We start from the raw sequence: 25,794 nt of genomic DNA, 5'->3' as shown, positions 1-25,794 counted from the left end.
GGGTGGGGTCCCAGTCTACGGGCGGACGGCAGCAGGCCCCCCGGGACGACGTCCCGGGGGGCCTGCGCAGGGCCTGGTCGGCCGGGGTCGCGTCAGACGTTGAAGCCGAGCGCGCGCAGCTGCTCGCGCCCGTCGTCGGTGATCTTCTCCGGGCCCCACGGCGGCATCCACACCCAGTTGATGCGGTGGTCGGCCACCACGTCGGTCAGGGCCTGGGCGGTCTGGTCCTCGATGACGTCGGTCAGCGGGCAGGCCGCGCTGGTCAGCGTCATGTCGATCGTCGCGACGTTGTCGTCGGAGACGGTCAGGCCGTAGATCAGCCCGAGGTCGACGACGTTGATCCCCAGCTCGGGGTCCACGACGTCCTTGAGCGCCTCCTCGACGTCGGCCAGCGCCGCCGGGGTCGGACCGCTCGCTGCGGTGGTCTCGCTCACGGTGTGTCCTCCACTGGGGGTCGGGGTCTCAGGCGGGGGTGAGGAACCGGTCGTAGCCGGACTCCTCGAGCGCGTCGGCCAGCTCCGGGCCGCCCTGCTCGGCGACCTTGCCGCCCACGAACACGTGGACGAAGTCGGGCTTGATGTACCGCAGGATCCGCGTGTAGTGCGTGATGAGCAGGACACCGGGGTTGACCGAGGCCAGCGACCGGTTCACGCCCTCGGAGACGATCTTGAGGGCGTCGACGTCGAGGCCGGAGTCGGTCTCGTCGAGGATCGCGAACTTCGGCTTCAGGAGCTCCATCTGCAGGATCTCGTGCCGCTTCTTCTCCCCGCCGGAGAAGTGCTCGTTGACGTTGCGCTCGGAGAACGAGGAGTCCATCCGCAGGTCGTCCATCGCCTGCTTGACGTCCTTGACCCAGGTGCGCAGCTTGGGCGCCTCGCCGTCGATCGCGGTCTTGGCCGTGCGCAGGAAGTTCGAGACCGTGACGCCGGGGACCTCGACGGGGTACTGCATGGCCAGGAACATCCCGGCGCGGGCGCGCTCGTCGACGCTCATCTCCAGGACGTCCTCGCCGTCGAGGGTGACCGAGCCACCGGTAACGGTGTACTTGGGGTGCCCGGCGATGGAGTACGCCAGCGTCGACTTGCCCGAGCCGTTGGGGCCCATGACGGCGTGGACCTCACCGGAGTTGATGGTCAGGTCGACCCCGCGCAGGATCTCCTTCACCGACCCGTCCGCCTCGTCGACCGTCACGTGCAGGTCGCGGATCTCCAGGGTGGACATTCAGTTCTCCTCGGCAGGCTTGGTCACGTCGGCCAGTCGGGCCTCGATGGTGGTCATGAGTCGGGACGAGATCTCGTCGATCCCGATCTTCTCGACGATGCTGGCGAAGAACCCGCGCACGACCAGGCGGCGGGCCTCCTCGGCGCTGATGCCGCGCGACTGCAGGTAGAACAGCTGCTCGTCGTCGAAGCGGCCCGTGGCGCTGGCGTGCCCGGCGCCGACGATCTCGCCGGTCTCGATCTCCAGGTTCGGCACCGAGTCGGCGCGGGCGCCGTCGGTCAGGACCAGGTTGCGGTTCAGCTCGTACGTCTCGGTGCCCTCGGCGCTGGCGCGGATGAGCACGTCGCCGATCCACACCGCGTGCGCGGACTCGCCCTGCAGGGCGCCCTTGTACTCGACGTAGCTCTTGCAGCTGACGGCCGTGTGGTCGACGAACTGGCGGTGCTCGGAGTGCTGGCCGGCGCCGGCGAAGTACACGCCGAGCGCGGTCGCGTCGCCACCGGGGGCGGCGTAGGAGATGTTCGCCGAGACGCGCACCGCCTTGCCGCCGAGGGTGACGACGATGTGGCGCACGCGCGCGTCACGCCCCACCCGCACGTCCTGCTGCCCGACGTGCAGCGCGTCGGCGTCCCACTCCTGCAGGCTGACGACCGTCAGGTCGGAGCCGTCGCCGGCGCGGACCTCGACGTTGCCGCGGTGCGCACCACCCCCGAGGTGGGAGACGACGACGAGGGCCTTGGCGTGGTGGCCCGTCTCGACGACCAGGTGCCCGGAGGTGGTCGTCCCGGTCTCGCCCCGCACGGTCACCACGACGGGCTCGGTCAGCTCGGCCTCGGCCGGGACGCTGATCCGGTGCGCCACGTCGGTGCCAGCCCAGCCGGCCGCGGCGGCGCGGTCGCCGGGCACGAACGCGGTGCCCGCGCCGACCTCGGCCGGGGTGCCGCTGACGTGCTCGACGACGTCCGGCGCGCTGACCTCGACGGCGGCCGAGCGGGCCGGGCCGTCGGTGTCGAACAGCGGCGCGAGGTCGTGCAGCGGGGAGAACTTCCACTCCTCCTCCCGGCCGGTGGGGACCGGGAAGTCGGCGACGTCGAAGGACGTCGCCCGCGCGGCGCGAGAGGCGTCGGGCACGACGGGCCCGCCGTGCGTGTGCGCCCCGGAGGTGTCCGCGGTGCCGGTGCGGGTGCCCGGCGCGGAGGCGGTGGTCTCTTCGTTGACCAGGGTCATCAGCCGACGGCCCCTTCCATCTGCAGCTCGATCAGGCGGTTCAGTTCCAGCGCGTACTCCATGGGCAGCTCGCGGGCGACGGGCTCGATGAACCCGCGCACGATCATGGCCATGGCCTCGTCCTCGGCCATGCCGCGGCTCATGAGGTAGAAGAGCTGGTCGTCGGAGACCTTCGAGACCGTGGCCTCGTGCCCCATGACGACGTCGTCCTCGCGGATGTCGTTGTAGGGGTAGGTGTCCGACCGGGAGATGGTGTCGACCAGCAGGGCGTCGCAGCGCACCGTGGAGGCCGAGTGGTGGGCGCCCTCGAGGACCTGGATCAGGCCCCGGTAGGAGGTGCGGCCCCCGCCGCGGGCGATCGACTTGGACACGATCGAGCTCGCGGTGTGCGGGGCGGCGTGCACCATCTTGGCGCCGGCGTCCTGGTGCTGGCCCTCACCGGCCATGGCGATGGACAGCGTCTCGCCCTTGGCGTGCTCGCCCATGAGGTAGACGGCCGGGTACTTCATCGTGACCTTGGACCCGATGTTCCCGTCGATCCACTCCATGGTCGCGCCCTCGGCGGCCGTGGCGCGCTTGGTGACCAGGTTGTAGACGTTGTTCGACCAGTTCTGGATGGTCGTGTACCGCACGCGGGCGTTCTTCTTGACGACGATCTCCACGACCGCGGAGTGCAGCGAGTCGCTCTGGTAGATCGGCGCGGTGCAGCCCTCGACGTAGTGCACGTACGAGCCCTCGTCGGCGATGATCAGCGTCCGCTCGAACTGGCCCATGTTCTCGGTGTTGATCCGGAAGTAGGCCTGCAGCGGGATGTCGACGTGGACGCCCTTGGGGACGTAGATGAACGAGCCGCCGGACCACACCGCGGTGTTCAGCGAGGCGAACTTGTTGTCCCCGACCGGGATGACGGTGCCGAAGTACTCCTTGAAGAGCTCCTCGTGCTCGCGCAGCCCGGTGTCGGTGTCGACGAAGATGACGCCCTTCTCCTCCAGGTCCTCGCGGATCTGGTGGTAGACGACCTCGGACTCGTACTGGGCCGCGACGCCGGCGATGAGGCGCTGCTTCTCGGCCTCGGGGATGCCGAGCCGGTCGTAGGTGTTCTTGATGTCCTCGGGCAGCTCGTCCCAGCTGGTCGCCTGCTTCTCCGTGGACCGCACGAAGTACTTGATGTTGTCGAAGTCGATCCCCGACAGGTCCGAGCCCCAGTCCGGCATGGGCTTGCGGCCGAACAGGCGCAGGGCCTTCAGGCGCAGCGCGAGCATCCACTCGGGCTCGGACTTCTTCGCCGAGATGTCGCGCACGACGTCCTCGGACAGGCCGCGACGGGCCGACGAACCGGCGGTGTCGGAGTCCGCCCAGCCGTACTGGTACTTGCCGAGGCCCTCCAGTTCGGGCGGACCCGCGGTGGTGGCGTTCTCGGAGACGGTGTCGGTCACAGTCGTCGTCCTTCCGTGGCGTGCTGAGCGTGCTGACGGTCCTGCTGGTCTGACGGTGCGGGGGGCCGGGCCGGGGGCCTGACCTGTTCCAGGGGGACGAAGGTGGTGCAGACGTGGTCGCCGTGGGCGAGCGTCGCCAACCGTTGCACACGGGTCCCCAGGACGTTCTCGAAGGTCCGCCGCTCGGCCTCGCACAGCTGCGGGAACTCCTCGGCGACCTTCTGGACCGGGCAGTGCCCTTGGCACAACTGCAGACCCTCGGCCGGTGTTCCCTGCGCGACGGGCCGGGAGCTGGCCGAGAACCCCTGGTCGGCCAGGGCCTGCACGAGGGCCTCGACCCGTTCGGGCAGCGGCCCGGTGAGCCCGGGCAGGGACTCCTCCAGCGCGGCGAAACGCTGCCGGGCGAAGTCGGTGACGGCCTCGGGCCCCAGCGCCTGGGCCAGGTACCGCAGCGCCGTGAGCGCGAGCTCGTCGTAACCCGACGGCAGGTCGTCGTGACCGGCCGAGCCGATGACGTACTCCTTGGCCGGGCGGCCGCGGCCCCGGCGGGCGTCCGGGCGCGGGTCGCGCGCCTCGACGACGCCGTCGGCGACCATCGCGTCGAGGTGGCGGCGGACCGCCGGGCCGGTCAGCCCGAGCAGGTCGGCGATGCGGGCGGCGGTGACGGGCCCGAGCTCGGCGACGGTGGTGCGCACGCGGGTCCGCGTGCGCGCCTCGTCCGGGCTCACCCCCCGGGGCATCCCGGGAGGTAAGGACGTCCTCACCAATTCCACAACATCCATGTTACCTAATTGCCGGCGCAGATCCCAGCCGCCCCCGCGACCGGTCCGCCGCCTACTACCGTTCCTCGTAGACTCGCCCCCGTGGCGCTCGGCTCCCCCTCACCCGCGACGATGCTCGACGTGGACACCACCGCGGCGGTCGAGGTCGCCGGCCTGCGCAAGGCCTACCCCGGCGGTGCCCCCGTCCTGGACGGCCTGTCCTTCCGCGCCGCCCGCGGTCGCGTCACCGCCCTGCTCGGGCCCAACGGCGCCGGCAAGACCACCACCGTCGCCATCTGCGAGGGGCTGCGCCGCGCCGACTCCGGCACCGTCCGCGTGCTGGGGCTGGACCCCGTCGCCGACGCCGCCGCGCTGCGCCCGCGGGTCGGGGTGATGCTCCAGGACGGCGGGCTGCCCACCGGCGTGGGGGCGCTGGAGGCGCTGCGGCACATCGCCTCCCTGCACACCCACCCGCTCGACGTAGCCGCCCTCGCCCAGCGCCTGGGGCTCACCTCCTTCGCCCGCACCCGCGTCCGGCGCCTGTCCGGCGGCCAGCGGCAGCGGCTCGCCGTGGCCTGCGCCCTCGTCGGCCGGCCCGAGCTCGTCTTCCTCGACGAGCCCAGCGCCGGGCTCGACCCGCAGGCCCGGCTGGCCGTGTGGGACGTCGTGCGGCAGGCCCGTGCCGCCGGGGTCGCCGTCGTGCTCACCACCCACCTCATGGAGGAGGCCGAGCGGCTGGCCGACGAGGTCGTCGTCGTCGACCACGGCCGCGTCGTGGCCTGCGGCTCCCCCGAGGAGCTCACCCGCGGCCCGGCCTCGCTCAGCTTCCGCTCCCGCCCCGGCCTGCCCACCGCCGCCCTGGCCCGCGCGCTGCCCGTCGGCGCCGAGGTCAGCGAGGTCGAAGCCGGCCGCTACTGCGTCAGCGGGATCGAGGTCGACCCGCGGGTGGTGGCCACCGTGACGAACTGGTGCGCCTCGCACGACGTCCTCGCCGAGGGGGTCGGGCCGGTGCGCCGCACCCTGGAGGACGTCTTCCTCGACCTGACCGGGAGGACCCTGCGGTGAACCCCGCGACGAACCCCGCGACGGACCCCGCCGCCCCCGCGGACGGCGCCGCGCTGGACCTCACCCCCGCCGGCACCGCCGCCCCCTGGACCGCGCGGGTGCTGCGGCAGGCCGCCTTCGAGGCCAAGGTGGCCCTGCGCAACGGCGAGCAGCTGCTGCTGACCCTGGTGCTGCCCGCCCTCGTCCTCGTGGGCGTCACCCGCGTCGGCTCCCTCGACCTCGGCGCCGGGGACCGGCCCTCCCTCGCCCTGGGCGGGGTGCTGGCCCTGGCCGTGGTGTCCACCGCGTTCACCGGGCAGGCCATCGGGACCGGCTTCGACCGGCGCAACGGCGTCCTGCGGCTGCTCGCCACGTCCCCGCTGGGGCGTTCGGGGCTGCTGGCCGGCAAGGTCCTCGCCGTCGGCGGCCTCGTCGTCGTGCAGGTCCTGGTGCTGGCCGCGATCGCGCTGCCCCTGGGCTGGTCCCCCACCGCCGGCGCGCTCGCGGCCGTGCCCGCGCTGCTGCTCGGGATCGCCGCGTTCACCGCGCTCGGGCTGCTGCTGGCGGGCACCGTGCGCGCCGAAGGCACCCTGGCCGTGGCGAACTTCGTCTGGGTGCTCCTGCTGGCCGGCGGGGGCCTGGTGCTGCCGTCCCCGCTGGCGCCGGTGAGCGACCTGCTGCCCTCCGGGGCCCTGGGGACGGCCGTGCGCGAGGCCCTGGCCACCGGCACCGTGACAGCCGGCCCCCTGCTCGTCCTGGCCGCCTGGGCCGCGGCGTGCGCCCTGGCCTGCGCGCGCTGGTTCCGCTGGGAGTGAGCGCCCCGGTCGCCGGGCCGGCCGTCCCGGGCACCGGTGCGCGCCCGTCCGCACCGCCGCCCGGGCGCTGACCCGCCCCGCCCGCGACCGGCCGCTGCGGTGTTCGGCCGACGCCCCCGCCGCAGCGGTCGGCCGGTCCCGCGGGTGGTCCCGCCCCCCGCGACGGCAGTGGTCGCTCCCCCGCCCGGACCGGCCGCCCCAGCCGGCGGCGCCAGGGCGCCCGGACGCGACGGACCCCTCCCCGCGGTGGTGCGGAGAGGGGTCCGGGTCGTGCGGCGGGGGCCTCAGAAGGGCCAGGCGACCTTCGCGAACGGGTCGACGGCCACGGCGATCGACAGCAGCGTCAGGTAGGTGATCGAGCCGTGGAACACACCCATCGGCGAGATGCGCCGCAGCTGCTCCACCGTCCCGGCGTCCTGCCCGCCGGTCTCGCGCTCGAAGCGGCTCGCCCGCCGGTGCAGCCCGACCGTCTGCCCGAGGAACACCAGCCCGAGGACCAGCGCGGCGACGCCGTACACGACCCCGGCCCCGCCCAGCGGCACCAGCAGCAGCGAGCACAGGACCATCGCCACCGTGTAGGCGACGATCTGCCGCGAGACCGTGGTCGGCTTCGCGACGACCGGCAGCATCGGCACGCCCGCGTTCGCGTAGTCCTCGCGGTAGCGCACCGACAGCGGCCAGTAGTGCGGCGGGGTCCACAGGAAGATGACGCCGAACAGGACGAACGGGGCCCAGCTCAGCGAGCCCGTCACCGCCGTCCAGCCGATGAGCACCTGCATGCACCCGGCCACCCCGCCCCAGACGATGTTCTGGGAGGTGCGGCGCTTGAGCAGCAGCGTGTAGCCCACCACGTAGAGCACGATCGCGCCCAGCGCCAGGGCCGCCGACAGCACGTTGACGAAGGCCAGGAACAGCGCGGTGGAGGTGACCCCGAGCACCGCGGCGAACACGAGCGCCTGGTTCGGCGTCACCGCGCCCGTCACCAGCGGCCGGTTCGCCGTGCGCTTCATGAGCGCGTCGATGTCGCGGTCGAAGTAGCAGTTCAGGGTGTTGGCGCAGCCCGCGGCCAGCGCGCCCCCGACGAAGGTCGTCAGGATGAGCCAGCCCGAGGGCAGCCCGTCGGCCGCGAAGAGCATGACCGGGATCGTCGTGATGAGCAGCAGCTCGACGATGCGGGGCTTGGTGAGCGCGACGTAGGCGGCGGCCCGGGGGAAGCGGGGAGGGCGCCCGCTGCGGCGGCGGCCCAGCAAGCTGGTCCGGGAGTGCGCAGGGGCGTCGGGGAGACGCGGGTCGGCGACGGTCACAGTGTCCTCGGGGCGAGGCGGCAGCGGGCAGGTCAGAGCTTACGCCTCTGCTACGCAGTGTCGTATCCGGTGGTGCGCCGCGCGGCCCCCCGCGAGCCCCGGCGGGGCCCGCGCGGGCCCCTCCGGGACCGGGTCCGGCGGGCGCGCCACCCCTGCCCGGCTGCGGCCCGGCCCCCTGCGAGTAGGCTCACCTGTGGTGACGTGCCCCACACCGTCGGACCCGGCCCGCGGGCCGGACCACGGCGGGAGCCGCACCGCACACGAACGCCTCGGACGCCGGTCCACCACGCAGGGGCCCGGCGCGCGACGGAGACGAAGAGAGCGGACCACGGCCGGTCCCCCACCGCCATCCGGGCGTTGGTCGGTCAGCTGGTTCGCACGGGAGGAGACACGTGAGCCAGCCCCTCGAGTGGAGCGATCTCGACACGAAGACGGTGGACACCGTCCGCGTCCTGGCGATGGACGCCGTGCAGCGCGCCGGCAACGGGCACCCCGGTACCGCGATGAGCCTGGCACCGGTGGCGTACCTGTTGTTCCAGAAGATGCTGCGTCAGGACCCCTCCGACCCCGACTGGGTCGGCCGGGACCGCTTCGTGCTGTCCTGCGGGCACTCCAGCCTGACGCTCTACATCCAGCTCTACCTCGCCGGCTACGGCCTGGAGCTGGACGACCTCAAGGCGCTGCGCAAGTGGGGTTCGAAGACCCCCGGCCACCCCGAGCACGGCCACACCGCCGGTGTCGAGATGACGACCGGCCCGCTGGGCCAGGGCCTGTCCTCGGCCGTCGGGATGGCGATGGCCGCCCGGCGCGAGCGCGGCCTGTTCGACCCCGAGGCCGCCCCCGGCACCAGCCCGTTCGACCACCACATCTACGTGCTGGCCTCCGACGGCGACATCGAGGAGGGCGTGACCTCCGAGGCCTCGGCCATCGCCGGGGTGCAGGAGCTGGGCAACCTGGTCGTCATCTACGACCAGAACCACATCTCCATCGAGGACGACACCGCGATCGCCCTGGCCGAGGACACCGCCAAGCGGTACGAGGCCTACGGGTGGCACGTCCAGACCGTCGACTGGACCAACGGCGGCGAGGGCCCCTACACCGAGGACGTGCACGCCCTGCACGCCGCGATCGAGGCCGCGAAGGCCGAGACCGGCAAGCCGTCCTTCATCCAGCTGCGCACGATCATCGCCTACCCGGCGCCGAACCTGCAGAACACCGGCAAGTCGCACGGGTCCGCGCTCGGCGAGGCCGAGGTCAAGGCCACCAAGGAGGTCCTCGGGTTCGACCCCGAGAAGGACTTCGAGGTCTCCGACGAGGTCATCGCCTTCGCCCGCCAGGCCCGCGACCGCGGCAAGGCCGCCCACGAGGAGTGGCAGGCGCAGTTCGACGCGTGGCGCTCCGGCGCCGGTGAGCGCGCCGAGCTCTTCGACCGCGTCCGCACCCGGACCCTGCCCGCCGGTTGGGAGGACGCCCTGCCCGTGTTCGAGGCGGGCAAGTCCATCGCCTCGCGCAAGGCGTCCGGTGAGGTCCTCAACGCCCTGGCCTCCACGCTGCCGGAGCTGTGGGGCGGTTCGGCCGACCTGGCCGAGTCCAACCTCACCTCCATGAAGGGCGAGCCGTCCTTCCTGCCGCCCAGCCGCACCACCAAGACCTGGGACGGCAACCCCTACGGCCGCACCCTGCACTTCGGGATCCGCGAGCACGCCATGGGCTCGATCCTGAACGGGATCGCGCTGCACGGCGGGACCCGCCCCTACGGCGGCACGTTCCTCGTCTTCAGCGACTACATGCGCCCGGCCGTCCGGCTCGCGGCCATCATGAAGCTGCCGGTGACGTTCGTGTGGACGCACGACTCCATCGGCCTGGGCGAGGACGGCCCGACGCACCAGCCGATCGAGCACCTCGCCGCGCTGCGCGCCATCCCGGACCTGGACGTCGTCCGCCCCGGTGACGCCAACGAGACCGCGTGGGCCTGGCGCACGATCCTCGGCCACACCGACCGTCCCGCCGGGCTGGCCCTCTCGCGCCAGAACCTGCCGACGTTCGACCGGTCGCAGCCCGGCTGGGGCGACGCCTCGGGCGTCGCCAAGGGCGCGTACACGCTGGTGGAGAGCTCCAAGGCGACCCCCGACGTGATCCTCATCGGCACCGGTTCCGAGGTGCAGATCGCCGTGGCCGCGCGCGAGAAGCTCGAGGCCGAGGGCATCGCGACCCGCGTCGTGTCGATGCCGTGCCGCGAGTGGTTCTTCCAGCAGGACCAGGCCTACCGCGACACCGTCCTGCTGCCGCAGGTCAAGGCGCGCGTGTCCGTGGAGGCGGCGCTGTCCTTCGGCTGGGAGGGCATCGTCGGTGACGCCGGCCGCTCGATCTCCATCGAGCACTACGGCGCCTCGGCCGACTACCAGGACCTGTACCGCGAGTTCGGCCTGACCGACACCGCGGTCGTGACCGCCGCGAAGGAATCCCTCGCCGGTCTGCAGTGATCCGTGCCCGGGGAGCCCGCACCGGGCTCCCCGGGTCCGTGCGGGCGCCGTCCCGGCGCCCACCCCTCGTCGTGGACCCCTGGAACGGAGAAACCCCGTGAGCACCACCCGAAGCGGAAACCTGGAAGCCCTGCACCAGCACGGTGTGTCGGTGTGGCTGGACGACCTGTCGCGCGAGCTGACCGACGGCGGTGAGCTGCAGCGCCTCGTCGACCTCGGCGTCCTCGGCGTCACGTCCAACCCGACGATCTTCGCCACCGCCCTGTCCAAGGGCGACCGGTACACCGAGCAGGTCAAGGAGCTCGTCGCCGCCGGCGCCGACACCGAGAAGGCCGTCTTCGAGATCACCACCGAGGACGTGCGCCGCGCCGCCGACGTCCTCAAGCCGGTCTTCGACCGCACCGACGGCCTCGACGGCCGCGTCTCCCTCGAGGTCGACCCCCGTCTGGCCCGCGACACCGCTGCGACCGAGGAGTCGGCCCGGCAGCTGTGGCGGGCCGTCGGCAAGGAGAACCTCTACATCAAGATCCCCGCGACGGTCGAGGGCCTGACCGCGATCTCCACGGCCCTGTCCGAGGGCATCAGCGTCAACGTGACGCTGATCTTCTCCCTGGACCGCTACCGCGCCGTCATGCAGGCCTTCCTGACCGGCCTGGAGCAGGCCAAGGTCAACGGCCACGACCTCTCGAAGATCGAGTCGGTCGCCTCGTTCTTCGTCTCCCGCGTCGACTCCGAGATCGACAAGCGCCTCGACGAGGTCGGCACCGAGGAGGCGAAGGCGCTGCGCTCCAAGGCGGGCCTGGCCAACGCCCGGCTGGCCTACCAGGCCTACGAGGAGGTCTTCTCGACCCCGCGCTGGCAGGTGCTCAAGGAGGCCGGCGCCCGTCCGCAGCGCCCGCTGTGGGCCTCCACCGGCGTCAAGGACCCGAACCTGCCCGACACGCTGTACGTGACCGGCCTGGTCGCGCCGAACACCGTGAACACCATGCCGGGCAAGACCCTCGACGCCACCGTCGACCACGCCGAGGTGACCGGGGACACGATCCGCGGTTCCTACGGGGAGTCCCAGCAGGTGCTGGACGACCTGGAGCGCCTGGGGATCTCCTACACCGACGTCGTCGAGCTGCTCGAGACCGAGGGCCTGGACAAGTTCGAGAAGAGCTGGACCGAGCTGCTGCAGACCGTCACCGACGAGCTGGAGCGCGTGAAGACGCAGGCAGCCGCGCAGTGAGCCCCGCGCGGGTGTCGCCCGCAGAGAATCCGCTCCGCGATCCTCGGGACAAGCGGCTCCCGCGCATCGCCGGCCCCTGCGGCATGGTCATGTTCGGCGTCACCGGGGACCTGGCGCGCAAGAAGCTCATGCCCGCGATCTACGACCTGTCCAACCGGGGGCTGCTGCCGCCGGGGTTCGCCCTGACGGGCTTCGCCCGCCGCGACTGGGTCGACCAGGACTTCGGCAAGATCGTCTACGACTCGGTGCGCCAGCACGCCCGGACCCCTTTCCGGGAGTCGGTGTGGGCCCAGCTCGCCGAGGGGTTCCGCTTCGTGCCCGGCGAGTTCGACGACGACGAGGCGTTCGACCAGCTCGCCGCGACCGTCGCCGACCTCGACCGGGTGCGCGGCACCGGCGGGAACCACGCGTTCTACATGTCGATCCCGCCGCGCTTCTTCCCCGTCGTGGCCAAGCAGCTCGCCCGCAGCGGGCTGAGCGCCCAGCACGGGGACCAGTGGCGGCGGGTCGTCATCGAGAAGCCCTTCGGGCACGACCTGAAGTCGGCGCGCGAGCTGAACGCCGTCGTCGAGGACGTGTTCCCGCCGGACTCGGTGTTCCGCATCGACCACTACCTGGGCAAGGAGACGGTCCAGAACATCCTGGCGCTGCGTTTCGCCAACCAGATGTTCGAGCCGCTGTGGAACGCCAACCACGTCGACCACGTGCAGATCACCATGGCCGAGGACATCGGCATCGGCGGGCGCGCGGGGTACTACGACGGGATCGGCGCGGCGCGGGACGTCATCCAGAACCACCTGCTGCAGCTGCTGGCCCTGACGGCCATGGAGGAGCCGGTCTCCTTCGAGGCCGCGGACCTGCGGGCGGAGAAGGCGAAGGTCCTGTCCGCGGTGCGGCCGCTGAAGGACCTGGGCCGCTCCACCGCCCGCGGGCAGTACGCCTCCGGCTGGCAGGGCTCGGAGTTCGTCCGGGGCTACCTGGAGGAGGACGGGATCAACCCCGCCTCGACCACCGAGACGTACGCGGCGATCGAGCTGGAGATCGACACCCGCCGCTGGGCGGGCGTCCCCTTCTACCTGCGGGCCGGCAAGCGCCTGGGCCGGCGGGTCACCGAGATCGCGGTCGTCTTCAAGCGGGCCCCGCACCTGCCGTTCGAGCTGACCGCCACCGAGGAGCTGGGGCAGAACGCCCTGGTCATCCGGGTCCAGCCCGACGAGGGCATCACCATGCGGTTCGGCTCCAAGGTGCCGGGGACGGCGATGGAGGTGCGCGACGTGACGATGGACTTCGGGTACGGGCACGCCTTCACCGAGTCCAGCCCCGAGGCCTACGAGCGGCTCATCCTCGACGTCCTGCTCGGCGACCCGCCGCTGTTCCCCCGGCACGAGGAGGTCGAGCTGTCGTGGAAGATCCTCGACCCGATCACCTCGTACTGGGCCAAGAACGGCAAGCCCGAGCCCTACGCGTCCGGGACCTGGGGGCCGCCGTCGGCGGACGCCATGCTCGAACGCACCGGCCGGCAGTGGCGGCGACCGTGACCGCGGTCCTGGAGATCCCGGAGGTCTCGCGATGATCATCGATCTGCCCAGCACGTCGACGAGCGCCATCAACAAGGCGCTCGTGGACCTGCGCGACTCCGGCGGTGCCGTGGCCCTGGGCCGGGTCCTGACCCTGGTCGTCATCACCGACGACGCGCACGCCGAGAACGCCATCTCGGCGGCCAACGAGGCCAGCCGCGAGCACCCGTGCCGGGTGCTCGTGCTGGCGCGGGGCAACAAGCGCGGCGCGGCGCGCCTGGACGCGCAGATCCGCATCGGGGGTGACGCCGGCGCGAGCGAGGTCGTCGTCCTGCGCGCCTACGGCCCGCTCGTGGAGCACGGGGAGACGACCATCGTCTCGCTGCTGCTGCCCGACGCCCCGATCGTGGCCTACTGGCCCGGGGCGGCGCCGGACGACCTGCGCACCGACCCGGTCGGCCGCATCGCCCAGCGGCGCATCACCGACTCCGCCGAGGCGCGGGACCCCGCCAAGGCGCTGGAGGCCCGGCGCAGCACCTACCGCGCCGGGGACACCGACCTGGCGTGGACGCGGCTGACCAACTGGCGCGCGCTGCTGGCCGCGGCGCTGGACCAGCCGCCCTACGAGCCGGTCACCTCCATCACGGTGGCCGGGGCGCCGGACAGCCCGAGCACCGAGCTGCTCGCGGGGTGGCTGGCGGCCAAGCTCAAGGCGCCGGTCGTGCGGGCCCGCACCCGCAAGGGCGCCGGCGTGCAGAGCGTGCGGCTGGAGCGCAAGTCCGGTGCCGTCGAGCTCATCCGCCCCGACCAGAACGTCGCGACGCTGACCCAGCCGGGTCAGCCGGACCGCCGGTTGTCCCTGGCCCGGCGCCTGGTCAAGGACTGCCTGACCGAGGAGCTGCGCCGGCTGGACCCCGACGAGGTCTACGGCGAGGTTCTCGCCGACGGCCTGCCGCAGGTCCGCAAGAAGGTCATGTCGGTGCGTGACGCCGAGAACGCCGGGAAGCTGTCGGCGACCCGGACGGCCGCGGCCCGGCAGGCGGCGGCCGAGAAGGCCTCCGCGCGGGTGTCCGCGTCCATGAAGGGCGCACCCCCGGAGCCCGAGCGCGGCGACGGCACGGCGCCCTCGGCGGCGGAGACGACGACGGCGCCGACGCCCGCGAAGAAGGCGACGGCGAAGAAGGCGGCGGCGAAGCGGACGACCGCGAAGAAGGCCACCGGCACGGCGGCCCCGCGCCGCCGCACGCCCGCGAAGGGGGCCGGCGCGTGACGCGCGACAGCACGCTGGTCGTGCGTCACGGCTCCCCCGAGGTGCTGGCCGCGGCGACCGCGGGCCGGTTGCTCGCCGCGATCGCCGATGCCCAGGCGGCCCGCGGGGTGGCGCACGTGGCGCTGACGGGCGGGACGATCGGCGGCAAGACCCTCGCCGCCGTGGCGCACTCCCCCGCCCGCGACTCCGTGGACTGGAAGCGGGTCCACTTCTGGTGGTCCGACGAGCGGTTCTTGCCCACCGGTGACGCCGACCGCAACGCCACCCAGGCCCAGGACGCGCTGCTGGGCACTCTGGACCTGGACCCCCGGACGGTGCACTACCCGCCGGCCACCGACGGTCCCGACGGCGACGACCTCGACGCCGCCGCCGCCCGGTACGCCGCCGAGCTGCTGCAGTTCGGTGACGGGGCCGAGACGCCCGAGTTCGACGTGCTGCTGCTGGGCATGGGCCCGGACGGTCACGTCGCCTCGCTGTTCCCGCAGCACCCGGGCCTGGGCCGGGACGACTCCAGCGTCATCGGGGTCCGTGAGTCCCCCAAACCGCCGCCGCTGCGCGTGTCGTTCACGTTCGGGGCGATCGGCCGGGCCCGCGAGGTGTGGCTGGTCGCCTCCGGGGCCGAGAAGGCCGCGGCCGTGGCCCGCGGCGTCGCCGCCGGTGACGTCTCGCTGACCCCGGCCGCCGGCGTGTCCGGCACCGCGCGCACGCTGTGGCTCGTCGACGAGGCGGCCGCGGCGGAGCTGTAGACCGGCGAGCCGCCCCTCACCGGGCGGCGGACGTGCGAAGGCCCCCTGCGGTTGCACCGCAGGGGGCCTTCGCGCGTTCAGCGGGTCAGCGGATGAGCCCGCGCGCCCGCAGGGAGTCGAGCGCCTCGCTGAGGATCGCCTGGCCGTCGGCCTCGGAACGGCGTTCCTTCACGTAGGCCAGGTGCGTCTTGTAGGGCTCGTTCTTCGGCGGGGCCGGCGGGTTCGCCTTGTCGGTCCCGGCCGGGAACCCGCAGCGCGGGCAGTCCCAGGTCTCGGGCGGCTCGACGCCGGACTCCTCGGCGAAGCTGGGCTTGGTCTCGTGCCCGTTCGCGCACCAGTAGGAGATGCGGATGCGGGGCGCGGTGTCGCCGCGCTCCGCCTCGCCCATGGGGCCCGCGCCGACCCTGCTGCCCCGGATGGCGTTGCCACCTGCCACGTCGGTCGTCTCCTCAGAACTCGTTGGTGAAGCGCTCGACCAGGCCGAGCAGGACGACCGTCGCGAACCAGACGCAGCCGACCGTGATCGTGAAGCGGTTGAGGTTGCGTTCGGCCATGCTGGAGCCGGACAGGCTCGTCGTGACGCCGCCGCCGAACATGTCCGACAGCCCCCCGCCCTTGCCCTTGTGGAGCAGGATCAGCAGGGTCAGGAACAGGCTGGAGATCGCGAGGATCACCTGCAGCACGATGCGGAGGACGCTCACCCGGTCAGCTTAGGTCATCGACCGGGGTGCTCAGGCGGGGTGGTCCCGGAAACGCACGATCGCGGCGAAGTCCGCGGCGTCGGTGCTGGCCCCGCCGACGAGGGCGCCGTCCACGTCGGGCTGCTTCATGATCGCGGCGATGCTGGCGGGCTTGACGCTGCCGCCGTACAGCACCCGGGTCGCGTCGGCCGTCGCGCGGTCGAACTGCTCGGCCACGGCGGCGCGCACCGCGGCGCACACCTCCTGGGCGTCCTCGGGGGTTGCGACCTCACCGGTGCCGATGGCCCACACCGGCTCGTAGGCCAGCACCAGGCCCGCGACCTGCTCCTTGGCCAGGCCCGACAGCGCCTGGGAGACCTGACCGACGGTGAACTCGACGTGCTGGGCGGCCTTGCGCACGTCCAGCGGCTCCCCGACGCAGACGATCGGGACGAGCCCGGCCGCCAGCGCCTTCTTCGTCTTGGCGTTCACCAGCTCGTCGGTCTCGCCGTGGTGCTGACGGCGCTCGGAGTGGCCGACGGCCACGTAGGTGACGCCGAGCTTGGTCAGCTGCGCGGCGGAGACCTCACCGGTGTACGCGCCCGCGTCGTGCGCGGACACGTCCTGGGCCCCGAGCTTGATCGACAGCTTGTCGCCCTCGATGAGCGTCTGCACGGTGCGCAGGCTGGTGTGCGAGGGCAGCACGGCGACCTCGACGGCCGAGTAGTCGTGCTTGGCGTCGCGCAGGGTCCAGTCCAGCTTCTGCACCAGCAGGGTGCCCTGCTGGTGGTCCAGGACCATCTTCCAGTTCCCGGCGATCAGCGGGGTGCGGGTCATGCGTGGGGCTCCTTCTCGGTCGGGGTCTGGGTCGGGTCAGTCGAGGACGTCGAGGCCGGGCAGCTGCTTGCCCTCGAGGTACTCCAGGCTGGCCCCACCGCCGGTGGAGATGTGCCCGAACTGCGCGTCGGCGAAGCCGAGGGTGCGCACCGCGGCCGCGGAGTCGCCCCCGCCGACGACGCTGAACGCCCGGCCGTCGGCCAGGGCCTGCGCCACCGCCCGGGTGCCCTCCGCGTAGGGCTCCATCTCGAACACGCCCATCGGCCCGTTCCAGAACACCGTGCGGGCGTCGGCGAGCTGCGCGGCGAACGCCTGCGCGGAGGCCGGGCCGATGTCCAGGCCGATGCGGTCGGCGGGGATGGCGTCGGCGGGCACGACCTGCGGGTCGGCGTCGGCGGCGAACGCGGTGGCGGCCACGACGTCGGTGGGCAGCACGAGCTCCACGCCCTTGTCCCGGGCGGTCGCGACGTACCCGCGCACCCGGTCGAGCTGGTCGGCCTCCAGCAGGCTCTTGCCGACCTCGTGCCCGGTGGCCTTGAGGAAGGTGAACACCATGCCGCCGCCCACGAGGAGGCGGTCCCCCGCGGTCAGCAGCGAGCCGAGCAGGTTGTCGATGACGCCGAGCTTGTCGGAGACCTTCGACCCGCCCAGGACCACGGCGTACGGCCGCTCGGGGTCGCTGGTCAGGCGCTGCAGGACCTCCACCTCGGCGGCGACGAGCCCGCCGGCGGCGTGCGGGAGGCGGCGCGCGACGTCGAACACGCTGGCGTGCTTGCGGTGCACGGCCCCGAACCCGTCGGACACGAAGCCGTCGGCCAGGGCGGCGAGCTCGTCGGCGAACGCACCGCGCTCGCCGTCGTCCTTGCTCGTCTCGCCCGCCTCGAAGCGGATGTTCTCCAGCAGGAGCAGCTGGCCGTCCTCCAGCGCCGCGACGGCGGCCCGGGCGTCGGGGCCGACGGTGGCGGGGCTGAACCCGACGTGCACGCCCGGCAGCAGCTCGGACAGCCGCGCGTGGACGGGGGCCAGGGAGTACCTGGCCTCCGGGGCGCCCTTGGGGCGGCCCAGGTGGGCGGTGACGACGACGCGGGCGCCGGCGTCGAGCAGGCGCCGCAGCGTCGGCACGGAGGCGCGGATGCGGCCGTCGTCGGTGATGACCGGCGCGTCGCCGGAGTGGTCGAGCGGGACGTTCAGGTCGCTGCGGACGAGGACGCGCTTGCCGGCGAAACCGCCGAGCTGCACCTCGAGGTCGTCGATGGTCTTCACGGGCGTTCCCTTCTGCTGTCGGGTCCGCCCCGCCCGCGGGGCGCGGGTGGACGGACGACGGCCCGGGCGCCCCCGATGGGGAGCGCCCGGGCCGGATCTTGTCAGAGGCTCAGAGCGAGGAGCCGACGAGCGTGACGAGGTCCACGAGGCGGTTGGAGTAGCCCCACTCGTTGTCGTACCAGCCGACGACCTTGACCTGGTTGCCGATCGCCTTGGTCAGGCCCGAGTCGTAGATGCAGGAGGAGGGGTCGGTGACGATGTCGGAGGAGACCAGCGGCTCGTCCGAGAAGGTCAGGTAGCCCTTCAGCGGGCCGTCGGCGGCGGCCCGGTAGGCGGCGTTGATCTCGTCCACGGTCACCTCGCGGCCCAGGGTCACCGTGAGGTCGGTGGCCGAGCCGGTGGGGACGGGCACGCGCACGGCGTAGCCGTCGAGCTTGCCCTTCAGCTGCGGCAGGACCAGGCCGATGGCCTTGGCCGCCCCGGTGGAGGTCGGCACCATGTTCAGGGCCGCGGCGCGGGCGCGACGCAGGTCCTTGTGCGGGCCGTCCTGCAGGTTCTGGTCGGCGGTGTAGGCGTGGATCGTGGTCATCAGACCGCGCTCGATGCCGAAGGCGTCGTCCAGGACCTTGGCCAGCGGGGCCAGGCAGTTGGTCGTGCACGAGGCGTTGGAGATGATCGAGTGGTTCGCGGCGTCGTAGTCGCCGTCGTTGACGCCCATGACGACGGTCACGTCGTCGTTGGTCGCCGGTGCGGAGATGACGACCTTCTTGGCCCCGGCGTCGAGGTGGGCCTTGGCCTTCTGGCCGTCGGTGAAGAAGCCGGTGGACTCCACGACGACGTCGACGCCGAGGTCCCCCCAGCCCAGGTTGGCCGGGTCGCGGTCGGCGAGGACCTTGACCCTGCGGTCGCCGACGACGATCGCGTCACCCTCGACCCGCACGTCCTCGGCGAGCTTGCCGAGGACGGAGTCGTGCTTGAGCAGGTGCGCCAGAGCCTTCGCGTCGGTGAGGTCGTTGACCGCGACGACCTCGACGTCCGCGTTCTGCGCGAGGACCGCGCGGAAGAAGTTGCGGCCGATGCGGCCGAATCCGTTGATGCCGACCCGAGTGGTCATGCGCTCTCCATCCCTGACGCACCCGTCGACCGGGCGGGCCGGGTGCGTCTCGTGCGTCCGGTACGTGATCAGTACAGGTGCGGTTCCCCCCTGCCTCGGCAGGGACGTACCCGCCGCGGGCCCCGCGGCGTCGCTCCGACCCTATGGCCTGCGTCACGTCGACGCGGAATCGGGGTGCGCGCGCGGGCCGCGCGGCCTCAGGCGTCCAGCATGTCGGGGGTGAGCCCGGACTCGGTCCCGGGCAGCCCCAGCTCGATGGCCTTCTTGTCCGCCATCCCCAGCAACCGCCGGATGCGCCCGGCGATGGCGTCCTTCGTCATGGGCGGGTCGGCGAGCTGACCGAGCTCCTCGAGGCTGGCCTGCTTGTGCTCCAGCCGCAGCCGGCCCGCCTGCAGCAGGTGGTCGGGGATGTCGTCGCCCAGCAGCTCCAGGGCCCGTTCGACGCGGGCACCGGCCGCGACGGCGGCGCGGGCCGAGCGGCGCAGGTTCGCGTCGTCGAAGTTCGCGAGCCGGTTGGCGGTGGCGCGCACCTCGCGGCGCATGCGCCGCTCCTCCCAGGTCATCATCGCGTCGTGCGCCCCCAGCCGGGTCAGCAGCGCGCTGATGGCGTCGCCGTCGCGCAGCACCACCCGGTCCACCCCGCGCACCTCGCGGGCCTTGGCCGACAGGTCCAGGCGGCGGGCGGCGCCGACGAGCGCGAGCGCGGCCTCCGGCCCGGGGCAGGTCACCTCCAGGGCGGCCGAGCGACCCGGTTCGGTCAGGGAGCCGCGGGCCAGGAAGGCGCCGCGCCAGGCCGCCTCGGCGATCTGGGTGGAGCTGGAGACGATGTGCGAGGGCAGCCCGCGCACGGGGCGGCCGCGGCCGTCGAGCAGCCCGGTCTGGCGGGCCAGGGACTCCCCGTCGCGCGCGACCCGCAGGACGTAGCGGGTGGCGCGGCGCAGGCCGCCGGCCTGCACGACGAGCAGGTCGCTGGGGTGGCCGAAGACGTCGGCGATGTCGCGCCGCAGGCGCCGGGCGATGGACGCCGAGTCCAGCTCCGCCTCGATGACGATCCGCCCGGAGACGATGTGCAGCCCCCCGGCGAACCGGAGCATGACCGACACCTCGGCCTTGCGCGCCGCCGTCGTCGTCACCGGCAACCGGCTCAGTTCGTCCTTGACCGCCGCCGTCATCGCCATGACCGGTCCTCCCGCTGCACCGTCTCCACCTCTCGTACCCACTGCACGCCCACCGTCCCCCGCGACTCAGCCACCACCGGCGAACACGTCACGGTAGGCCGCGGCGAGCCGCAGCGCGTCGTGGCGGGGGGTGCCGTCGCCCACCGAGACGGTGCGCAGGACCAGGTGCGCGCCGAGGTCGCCGGCCACCCGGGTCAGCGCGTCCACGTCGCCCACGGCCACCGGGTCGGCCACGACGGCGTCGACCCGCAGGTCCGGGGCGTGGGCGGCCAGGACCTCCAGGTGCGCCTCGGCGCTGAACCCGTCGGTCTCGCCGGGCTGGACGGCGAGGTTGAGCGTGACGCAGGTGCGGGCGGTCGTGGTGGTCAGGGCCTTGCGCAGCCCGGGGACCATGAGGTGCGGCAGGACGCTGGTGAACCAGGAACCGGGCCCGAGGACGACCCAGTCGGCGCTCTCGACGGCCTCGACGACCTCGGGGCGCACGGGCGGGTCGGCCGGGACGAGGCGCACGGCGGCGACGCGGCCGGTGGTGGAGGCCACGGCGACCTGACCGCGGACGGGGGTGAGCTCGTCGGGGGCGCCGTCGGCGAGGCCGAGGACGTCGGCCTCGATGTCCAGCGGCACCGCGGCCATGGGCAGGACGCGCCCGCGGGCGCCGAGCAGGCGCCCGACCCAGTCGAGGCCGGCGACCTCGTCGCCCAGCAGTTCCCACAGGGTCGCGATGAGGAGGTTGCCGGTGGCGTGCTGGTGCAGGGACCCGCCGCTGGTGAAGCGGTGCTGCAGGACGTCGCGCCAGGTGCGGCCCCACTCGGAGTCGTCGCACAGGGCCGACAGGGCCATCCGCAGGTCCCCGGGGGGCAGGCCGCCGAGCTCGCGGCGCAGCCGGCCCGAGGAGCCGCCGTCGTCGGCGACGGTGACCACGGCGGTGAGGCGGTCGGTGAGGTGGCGCAGCGCCGACAGCGACGCCGACAGGCCGTGGCCGCCGCCGAGGGCGACGACGGCGGGGGCAGCGGAGGACCCCACGCCGTGCGGGGACCCGGCGGCGGGCGCGGGCAGCGGCCCGGTCCCCGGGACCGGACCCACGGTGGGGATCAGGCCGGTCGGGAAGCTGGTCGAGGAGGGGTGGGTGGACTCGGGCAGGGGGCTCACTCCCGACCCAGGTCGCGGTGCAGCACGCGGACGGGCACGCCGTCGCGGCGCAGCCGGGTGCCGAGCTCCTCGGCCATGGCGACCGAGCGGTGCTTGCCGCCGGTGCAGCCGATGGCGATCGTGGCGTAGCGCTTGTTCTCGCGGCGGTAGCCGTCGAAGACGGGGTGCAGCGCGGCCTCGTAGCCGTCCAGGAAGGGCCGGGCGCCCTCGGCGGCGAGGACGAAGTCGGACACGGGCCCGTCCTGGCCGGTCAGGGGGCGCAGCTCCGGCTCCCAGTGCGGGTTGGGGATGAAGCGGACGTCGGCGACGTGCTCGGCGTCGGCGGGGGTGCCGTACTTGAACCCGAAGCTCATGACGGTCACGCGCAGGTCCTCGGCGCGGTCGGCCTCGAACAGGGACGCCACCAGGGAGCCGAGCTGGTGGACGTTGAAGGAGCTGGAGTCGACGACGACGTCGGCGCGGGCGCGCAGCTCGCCGGTGAGGGCGCGCTCGCGGGCGATGCCGTCGACGATGCGGTCGTCGCCCTGCAGCGGGTGCGGGCGACGCACCCCCTCGAAGCGGCGGACGAGGACCTCGTCGGTGGCGTCGAGGAACAGCACCCGCGGGGACACGTGCCGGGTGTCGAGGACGGCGAGCGCCCCGGTGAGCTCGGCGAAGAAGCTGCGGCCGCGGACGTCGACGACGACGGCGAGGCGCGGGATGGCCTGGCCGGCGCGGGCGGCGAGCTCGGCGAGGGGTTCGAGCATCTGCGGGGGGAGGTTGTCCACGACGTACCAGCCGAGGTCCTCCAGGGCCTTGCCGGTGGTGGAGCGGCCGGCGCCGGACATCCCGGTGATGATCAGGAGCTCGGGGCGGCGCTGCCGGTCGGTGGCGGGACCGGTGGCGGGCCCTTCGCGGGGTTCCTCGCCGGCTGCCGTCTCGTGCACGGGCTCATCCTGTCATCCCGGGCGTGTCGTGCGCGACGAGGCCGGTACGCGTCGCGGTCGGGTGCTCACCTGCCGTGGCCGGCAGGGCCGGCGGGGTCAGTCGAGGACCTCCCCGGTGGCGGTGTTCACGGCGGGTTCGGGGGCGCGGCCGGCGAGGGTCTCGACGACGACGGCGGCGGTGCGCGGGCCCACGCCGGGGACGGCGGCGACCTCCTCGACGGTGGCGGCGCGCAGCTTCTTCACGGACCCGAAGTGGCGCAGCAGGGCGCTCTTGCGGGCCTGGCCGAGGCCGGGGACGCCGTCGAGGGCGGAGGTGGTCATCGCCTTGGACCGCTTGGCGCGGTGGTAGGTGATGGCGAAGCGGTGGGCCTCGTCGCGCACGCGCTGGAGCAGGAACAGGCCCTGGCTGGTGCGGGGCAGGACGACGGGGTGGGTCTCGCCGGGCAGCCACACCTCCTCCAGGCGCTTGGCCAGGCCGCACAGGGCGACGTCGACGACGCCGACGTCGGCCAGGGCGCGGGCGGCGGCCTCGACCTGGGGCTGGCCGCCGTCGACGACGACGAGGTTGGGCGCGTAGGCGAAGCGGCGGGGGCGGCCGGTGTCGGGGTCGATGCCGGCGGGGACCTCGCCGCCGACGGTCCCGGACGTCTCGACCTCGACCACGCCGCCGGAGGGGTCGACGGACTCGGTGATCCGGTCGTCCTCGCGCAGCCGCCGGAAGCGGCGGGTGAGGACCTCGCGCATGGCGCGGGTGTCGTCGAGGCCGCCCTCGTCGCCGCGCACGGCGAAGCGGCGGTAGTCGGACTTCTTGGGCAGGCCGTCCTCGAAGACGACCATGGAGGCCACGACGTTGGTCTCCTGGGTGTGGGAGACGTCGTAGCACTCGATGCGCAGCGGGGCCTCGTCGAGGCCGAGGGCCTCCTGCAGCTCGGTGAGGGCCAGGCTGCGGGTCGTGAGGTCGCCGCCGCGGCGGGTCTTGTGCAGGGCCAGCGCCTGGGTCGCGTTGCGGTGCACGGTCTCCAGCAGGGCGCGCTTGTCGCCGCGCTGGGGGACGCGCAGGTCGACGCGGGAGCCGCGCAGCTCCGACAGCCAGTCCTCGACGTCGCTCTCGACGGTGGCGGGCAGCTCGGGGACGAGCACCTCGCGGGGCACGCCCTCGCCGCTCTCGCCGCCGTAGACCTGCAGGAGGAGCTGCTCGACGAGCTCGGGGGTGCCGACGTCCTCGACCTTCTCGGAGATCCAGCCGCGCTGGCCGCGGACGCGGCCGCCGCGGACGTGGAAGACCTGGACGGCGGCCTCGAGCTCGTCGTCGGCGATGGCGAAGACGTCGGCGTCGGTGGCGTCGGGCAGGACGACGGCGGACTTCTCCAGGGCCTTGGTCAGGGCGCCGAGGTCGTCGCGCAGGCGGGCGGCGCGCTCGTAGTCCATCTCCGCGGCGGCGGCCCGCATCTGCTGCTCGGCGCGGCGGACGAAGCGGGCGGTGTTGCCGGCCATGAAGTCGCAGAAGTCCTGGGCCAGGGCCTTGTGGTCCTCCGGCGTGATCTTGCCGACGCAGGGGGCCGAGCACTTGTCGATGTAGCCCAGCAGGCAGGGCCGCCCGACCTGGCCGGCGCGCTTGTAGACCCCGGCCGAGCAGGTGCGGACGGGGAAGACGCGCAGCAGCAGGTCGACGGTCTCGCGGATGGCCCAGGCGTGGGTGTACGGGCCGAAGTAGCGGGTGCCCTTGCGCTTGGCGCCGCGCAGGACCTGCACGCGGGGGACCTGCTCGCCCATGGTGACGGCGAGGTACGGGTAGGACTTGTCGTCGCGGTACTTGACGTTGAAGCGCGGGTCGAACTCCTTGATCCAGGAGTACTCCAGCTGCAGGGCCTCGACCTCGGTGGCCACCACGGTCCACTCGACGCTGGCGGCGGTGGTGACCATGGCCATGGTCCGCGGGTGCAGGGCGGACAGGTCCTGGAAGTAGTTGGCCAGCCGCGCGCGCAGGCTCTTGGCCTTGCCGACGTAGATGACGCGGCCGGCGGGGTCGCGGAAGCGGTACACCCCGGGTTCGACGGGGATCTCCCCCGGCTTGGGGCGGTAGGTGGCGGGGTCGGGCACGGTACGAGGTTAGGTCGCGGGTCCGACAGCGGTCCGCCCCCACCCCCGGCGGCGACGGCGGGTCGCCGGTCGTGACGCTGCGCGACGAGACGGGGGAGTCGGGTGACGCCGGGTCCCCGATCGGGCCGACGCGGTGCCCGGGGGCGGGTGCACGGCCGCAGGCCGCACCTACCGTCCGTGCGTGCCCACCCCGTCCAGCGCCCTCTCCCCCGGTCCCGCCCTGCACGAGCCGCCGCAGGTGCTGCGGCGGCCGCTGGGCTTCCCCGTCGGACCGGGCGCGCCCGGTCCGGTCGCGGTCGTGGTCGGCGGCCGGGCGGAAGCGGTCAAGCTGGCCGAGGTGGTGCGCCGGCTCGGGGCGGCGGGACTGCTGGTGCACGTCGGCGGTCCGGGCGACGCGCTGCCCGCGGCGGTGCGCGAGCAGCTGGACCTCGCCCGCGGCGGCGGCACCGCGCTGGCCCTCGACCCCGGCGGAACCTCGCCCGGGCAGCGGCTGGGAGCGGCGGTGACCGCGCTGGACGAGGCGTTCACCCGGCACCGGCCCAGCGCCGTCGTCGTCCACGGCGGCACCCCGGCCGCGCTGGCCGGGGCGCTGGCCGCGCACGCGGTCGACGTGCCGGTCGTGCACGTGGAGGCGGGACTGCGCAGCTTCGACCGCGCGGTGCCCGACGAGCGCCACCGGGTGCTGATCGACCAGTTGGCCGAGCTGTGCTGCGCGCCGACCCCGCTGGCGGTGCGGAACCTGCGGGCCGAGGGCGTCGCGGACGAGCGGATCCTGCTGACCGGCGGCACCTCGGTGGAGTCGGTGCGCCACCTGCGCCTGCCCCCGGCGGCGCAGGCGGACGTGCTGGCCGGGCTGGGCCTCGCGCCGGGGTTCGTGCTGGTGACGCTGCACCGGCCCGAGAACGTCGACCGCCCCGCGGTGCTGCGGCAGGTCCTGACCGAGGTGGCCGCGGTCGCCGCCGCCGGCCCGCCGGTCGTGCTCGTGGCGCCCGCCCCGGACGTGCGGCGCTGGCGCGGTGACGGCCTGGGCGACCTGCTGGACCGCTGCACGGTGCTCGCGCCGCAGCCGCCGGCGCAGTTCCTGGCCCTCGTGGAGCAGGCGCGGCTGGTCGTGTCCGACTCCGGCGGCACCCAGGAGGAGGCCGCGGTCCTGGGCCGGCGCCTGGTCGTGCTGCGCCGCCGCACCGAGCGCCCCGAGCTGCTGGCGACGCCCGGCTCGCTGGTGCCCGCGGGCCTGCGGCTGGCGGCCGCGGTGCGCTCGGCGCTGGCGGAGGACCCCGTGGCCCCGGCAGCCGCGGCGCCGCCGTCGCCGTACGGCGACGGGTCGGCGAGCCGGGTGGTGGTGGAGTCCATCGTCAAGCTCGTCGCCCCGTCCTGAGGCGGACCGGTCGCGGGGGGGGGGGGGGGGGGGGGGGGGGGGGGGGGGGGGGGGGGGGGGGGGGGGGGGGGGGGGGGGGGGGGGGGGGGGGGGGGGGCGCGGGGGGGGGGGGGG

Annotated in this window: 23 protein-coding genes; 8 read left to right on the top strand and 15 right to left on the bottom strand. The window is 73.8% G+C overall.

The features are described 5' to 3' along the window. Positions 1-92 precede the first annotated feature (92 nt). Genes ACRYM6_RS01135 through ACRYM6_RS01115 form a run of 5 tightly spaced genes read right to left on the bottom strand, consistent with a single transcriptional unit; the run spans position 93 to position 4,624 of the window. A complete protein-coding gene (locus tag ACRYM6_RS01135) occupies positions 93-434 on the bottom strand; it encodes a metal-sulfur cluster assembly factor (RefSeq protein WP_106206221.1) in 342 nt (113 codons plus the stop codon). A gap of 28 nt (positions 435-462) precedes the next feature. Beyond that, entirely contained in the window at positions 463-1,221 is a 759-nt protein-coding gene (gene sufC, locus ACRYM6_RS01130) for a Fe-S cluster assembly ATPase SufC (protein WP_432540546.1), read from the bottom strand. Then, complete coding sequence (gene sufD, locus ACRYM6_RS01125) at positions 1,222-2,448, bottom strand: Fe-S cluster assembly protein SufD (RefSeq protein ID WP_432540544.1); 1,227 nt, start codon at positions 2,446-2,448, stop codon at positions 1,222-1,224. Then, a complete protein-coding gene (gene sufB / locus ACRYM6_RS01120) occupies positions 2,448-3,836 on the bottom strand; it encodes a Fe-S cluster assembly protein SufB (protein ID WP_432540769.1) in 1,389 nt (462 codons plus the stop codon). Before sufB ends, sufD begins: the two co-directional genes overlap by 1 nt. 44 nt (positions 3,837-3,880) lie before the next feature. Continuing rightward, positions 3,881-4,624, bottom strand: a complete 744-nt coding sequence (locus tag ACRYM6_RS01115; protein WP_432540542.1) for a helix-turn-helix transcriptional regulator — start codon at positions 4,622-4,624, stop codon at positions 3,881-3,883. Positions 4,625-4,777: 153 nt separating this feature from the next. Between ACRYM6_RS01115 and ACRYM6_RS01110 the strand changes: the two genes are divergently transcribed. Together ACRYM6_RS01110 and ACRYM6_RS01105 are read left to right on the top strand one after the other, a co-directional pair. Beyond that, positions 4,778-5,710 (top strand): ABC transporter ATP-binding protein, encoded by a 933-nt coding sequence (locus ACRYM6_RS01110; RefSeq protein ID WP_432540768.1) that lies wholly within the window; start codon positions 4,778-4,780, stop codon positions 5,708-5,710. Next, positions 5,707-6,504, top strand: coding sequence for an ABC transporter permease (locus tag ACRYM6_RS01105; protein WP_432540541.1), 798 nt, complete (start codon positions 5,707-5,709; stop codon positions 6,502-6,504). The genes ACRYM6_RS01110 and ACRYM6_RS01105 overlap by 4 nt, the downstream gene beginning before the upstream one ends. 284 nt (positions 6,505-6,788) lie before the next feature. Here the strand turns inward: ACRYM6_RS01105 and ACRYM6_RS01100 are convergent, their stop codons facing one another. Further along, a complete protein-coding gene (locus ACRYM6_RS01100; protein WP_432540540.1) occupies positions 6,789-7,808 on the bottom strand; it encodes a heme o synthase in 1,020 nt (339 codons plus the stop codon). A gap of 392 nt (positions 7,809-8,200) precedes the next feature. Here ACRYM6_RS01100 and tkt point away from each other — a divergent pair, with 392 nt between their 5' ends. The 5 genes from tkt to pgl all read left to right on the top strand — a co-directional run bounded on the left by tkt (position 8,201) and on the right by pgl (position 15,055). Next, positions 8,201-10,291, top strand: coding sequence for a transketolase (gene tkt, locus ACRYM6_RS01095; RefSeq protein WP_432540539.1), 2,091 nt, complete (start codon positions 8,201-8,203; stop codon positions 10,289-10,291). 97 nt (positions 10,292-10,388) lie between these two features. Further along, the gene (tal, locus tag ACRYM6_RS01090; protein WP_432540538.1) at positions 10,389-11,522 is read left to right on the top strand and encodes a transaldolase; all 1,134 of its coding nucleotides are present in this window, start codon (positions 10,389-10,391) and stop codon (positions 11,520-11,522) included. Further along, positions 11,519-13,060, top strand: a complete 1,542-nt coding sequence (gene zwf / locus ACRYM6_RS01085; protein WP_432540537.1) for a glucose-6-phosphate dehydrogenase — start codon at positions 11,519-11,521, stop codon at positions 13,058-13,060. Before tal ends, zwf begins: the two co-directional genes overlap by 4 nt. A gap of 31 nt (positions 13,061-13,091) precedes the next feature. Beyond that, the gene (gene opcA / locus ACRYM6_RS01080; protein ID WP_432540536.1) at positions 13,092-14,309 is read left to right on the top strand and encodes a glucose-6-phosphate dehydrogenase assembly protein OpcA; all 1,218 of its coding nucleotides are present in this window, start codon (positions 13,092-13,094) and stop codon (positions 14,307-14,309) included. Beyond that, positions 14,306-15,055 (top strand): 6-phosphogluconolactonase, encoded by a 750-nt coding sequence (gene pgl, locus ACRYM6_RS01075; protein ID WP_432540535.1) that lies wholly within the window; start codon positions 14,306-14,308, stop codon positions 15,053-15,055. Before opcA ends, pgl begins: the two co-directional genes overlap by 4 nt. An 85-nt stretch (positions 15,056-15,140) precedes the next feature. Here the strand turns inward: pgl and ACRYM6_RS01070 are convergent, their stop codons facing one another. The 9 genes from ACRYM6_RS01070 to uvrC form a co-directional block, all read right to left on the bottom strand. After that, positions 15,141-15,491, bottom strand: coding sequence for an RNA polymerase-binding protein RbpA (locus ACRYM6_RS01070; RefSeq protein ID WP_432512322.1), 351 nt, complete (start codon positions 15,489-15,491; stop codon positions 15,141-15,143). 13 nt (positions 15,492-15,504) lie between these two features. Next, entirely contained in the window at positions 15,505-15,756 is a 252-nt protein-coding gene (gene secG / locus ACRYM6_RS01065) for a preprotein translocase subunit SecG (RefSeq protein WP_370719244.1), read from the bottom strand. A gap of 30 nt (positions 15,757-15,786) precedes the next feature. After that, positions 15,787-16,572, bottom strand: a complete 786-nt coding sequence (gene tpiA / locus ACRYM6_RS01060; RefSeq protein ID WP_432540534.1) for a triose-phosphate isomerase — start codon at positions 16,570-16,572, stop codon at positions 15,787-15,789. A 36-nt stretch (positions 16,573-16,608) separates the two neighbouring features. Then, positions 16,609-17,835 carry a phosphoglycerate kinase gene (locus ACRYM6_RS01055; protein WP_432540533.1) on the bottom strand — a complete coding sequence of 409 codons (1,227 nt, stop codon included), beginning with the start codon at positions 17,833-17,835 and terminating at the stop codon, positions 16,609-16,611. 109 nt (positions 17,836-17,944) lie between these two features. Next, entirely contained in the window at positions 17,945-18,949 is a 1,005-nt protein-coding gene (gap, locus tag ACRYM6_RS01050) for a type I glyceraldehyde-3-phosphate dehydrogenase (RefSeq protein ID WP_432540532.1), read from the bottom strand. A 197-nt stretch (positions 18,950-19,146) separates the two neighbouring features. Beyond that, on the bottom strand, positions 19,147-20,127 hold the full coding sequence (gene whiA / locus ACRYM6_RS01045) for a DNA-binding protein WhiA (RefSeq protein WP_432512318.1): 981 nt from the start codon (positions 20,125-20,127) through the stop codon (positions 19,147-19,149). Positions 20,128-20,193: 66 nt separating this feature from the next. Beyond that, complete coding sequence (locus ACRYM6_RS01040; protein ID WP_432540767.1) at positions 20,194-21,150, bottom strand: gluconeogenesis factor YvcK family protein; 957 nt, start codon at positions 21,148-21,150, stop codon at positions 20,194-20,196. Positions 21,151-21,272: 122 nt separating this feature from the next. After that, positions 21,273-22,103: an RNase adapter RapZ gene (gene rapZ / locus ACRYM6_RS01035; RefSeq protein WP_432540766.1), complete on the bottom strand. Its 831-nt coding sequence runs from the start codon at positions 22,101-22,103 to the stop codon at positions 21,273-21,275. 195 nt (positions 22,104-22,298) lie between these two features. Then, the gene (uvrC, locus tag ACRYM6_RS01030; RefSeq protein WP_432540531.1) at positions 22,299-24,302 is read right to left on the bottom strand and encodes an excinuclease ABC subunit UvrC; all 2,004 of its coding nucleotides are present in this window, start codon (positions 24,300-24,302) and stop codon (positions 22,299-22,301) included. Positions 24,303-24,483: 181 nt separating this feature from the next. Between uvrC and ACRYM6_RS01025 the strand changes: the two genes are divergently transcribed. Continuing rightward, entirely contained in the window at positions 24,484-25,680 is a 1,197-nt protein-coding gene (locus ACRYM6_RS01025; protein WP_432540529.1) for a UDP-N-acetylglucosamine 2-epimerase, read from the top strand. The last annotated feature ends 114 nt before the right edge of the window (positions 25,681-25,794 follow it).

The organism is Kineococcus rugosus (assembly GCF_050871975.1).
In the GTDB taxonomy this organism is placed as follows: domain Bacteria; phylum Actinomycetota; class Actinomycetes; order Actinomycetales; family Kineococcaceae; genus Kineococcus.
The sequence above is the reverse complement of the archived record's forward strand: the minus strand, read 5'-3'. Positions and strand labels throughout refer to the sequence as shown.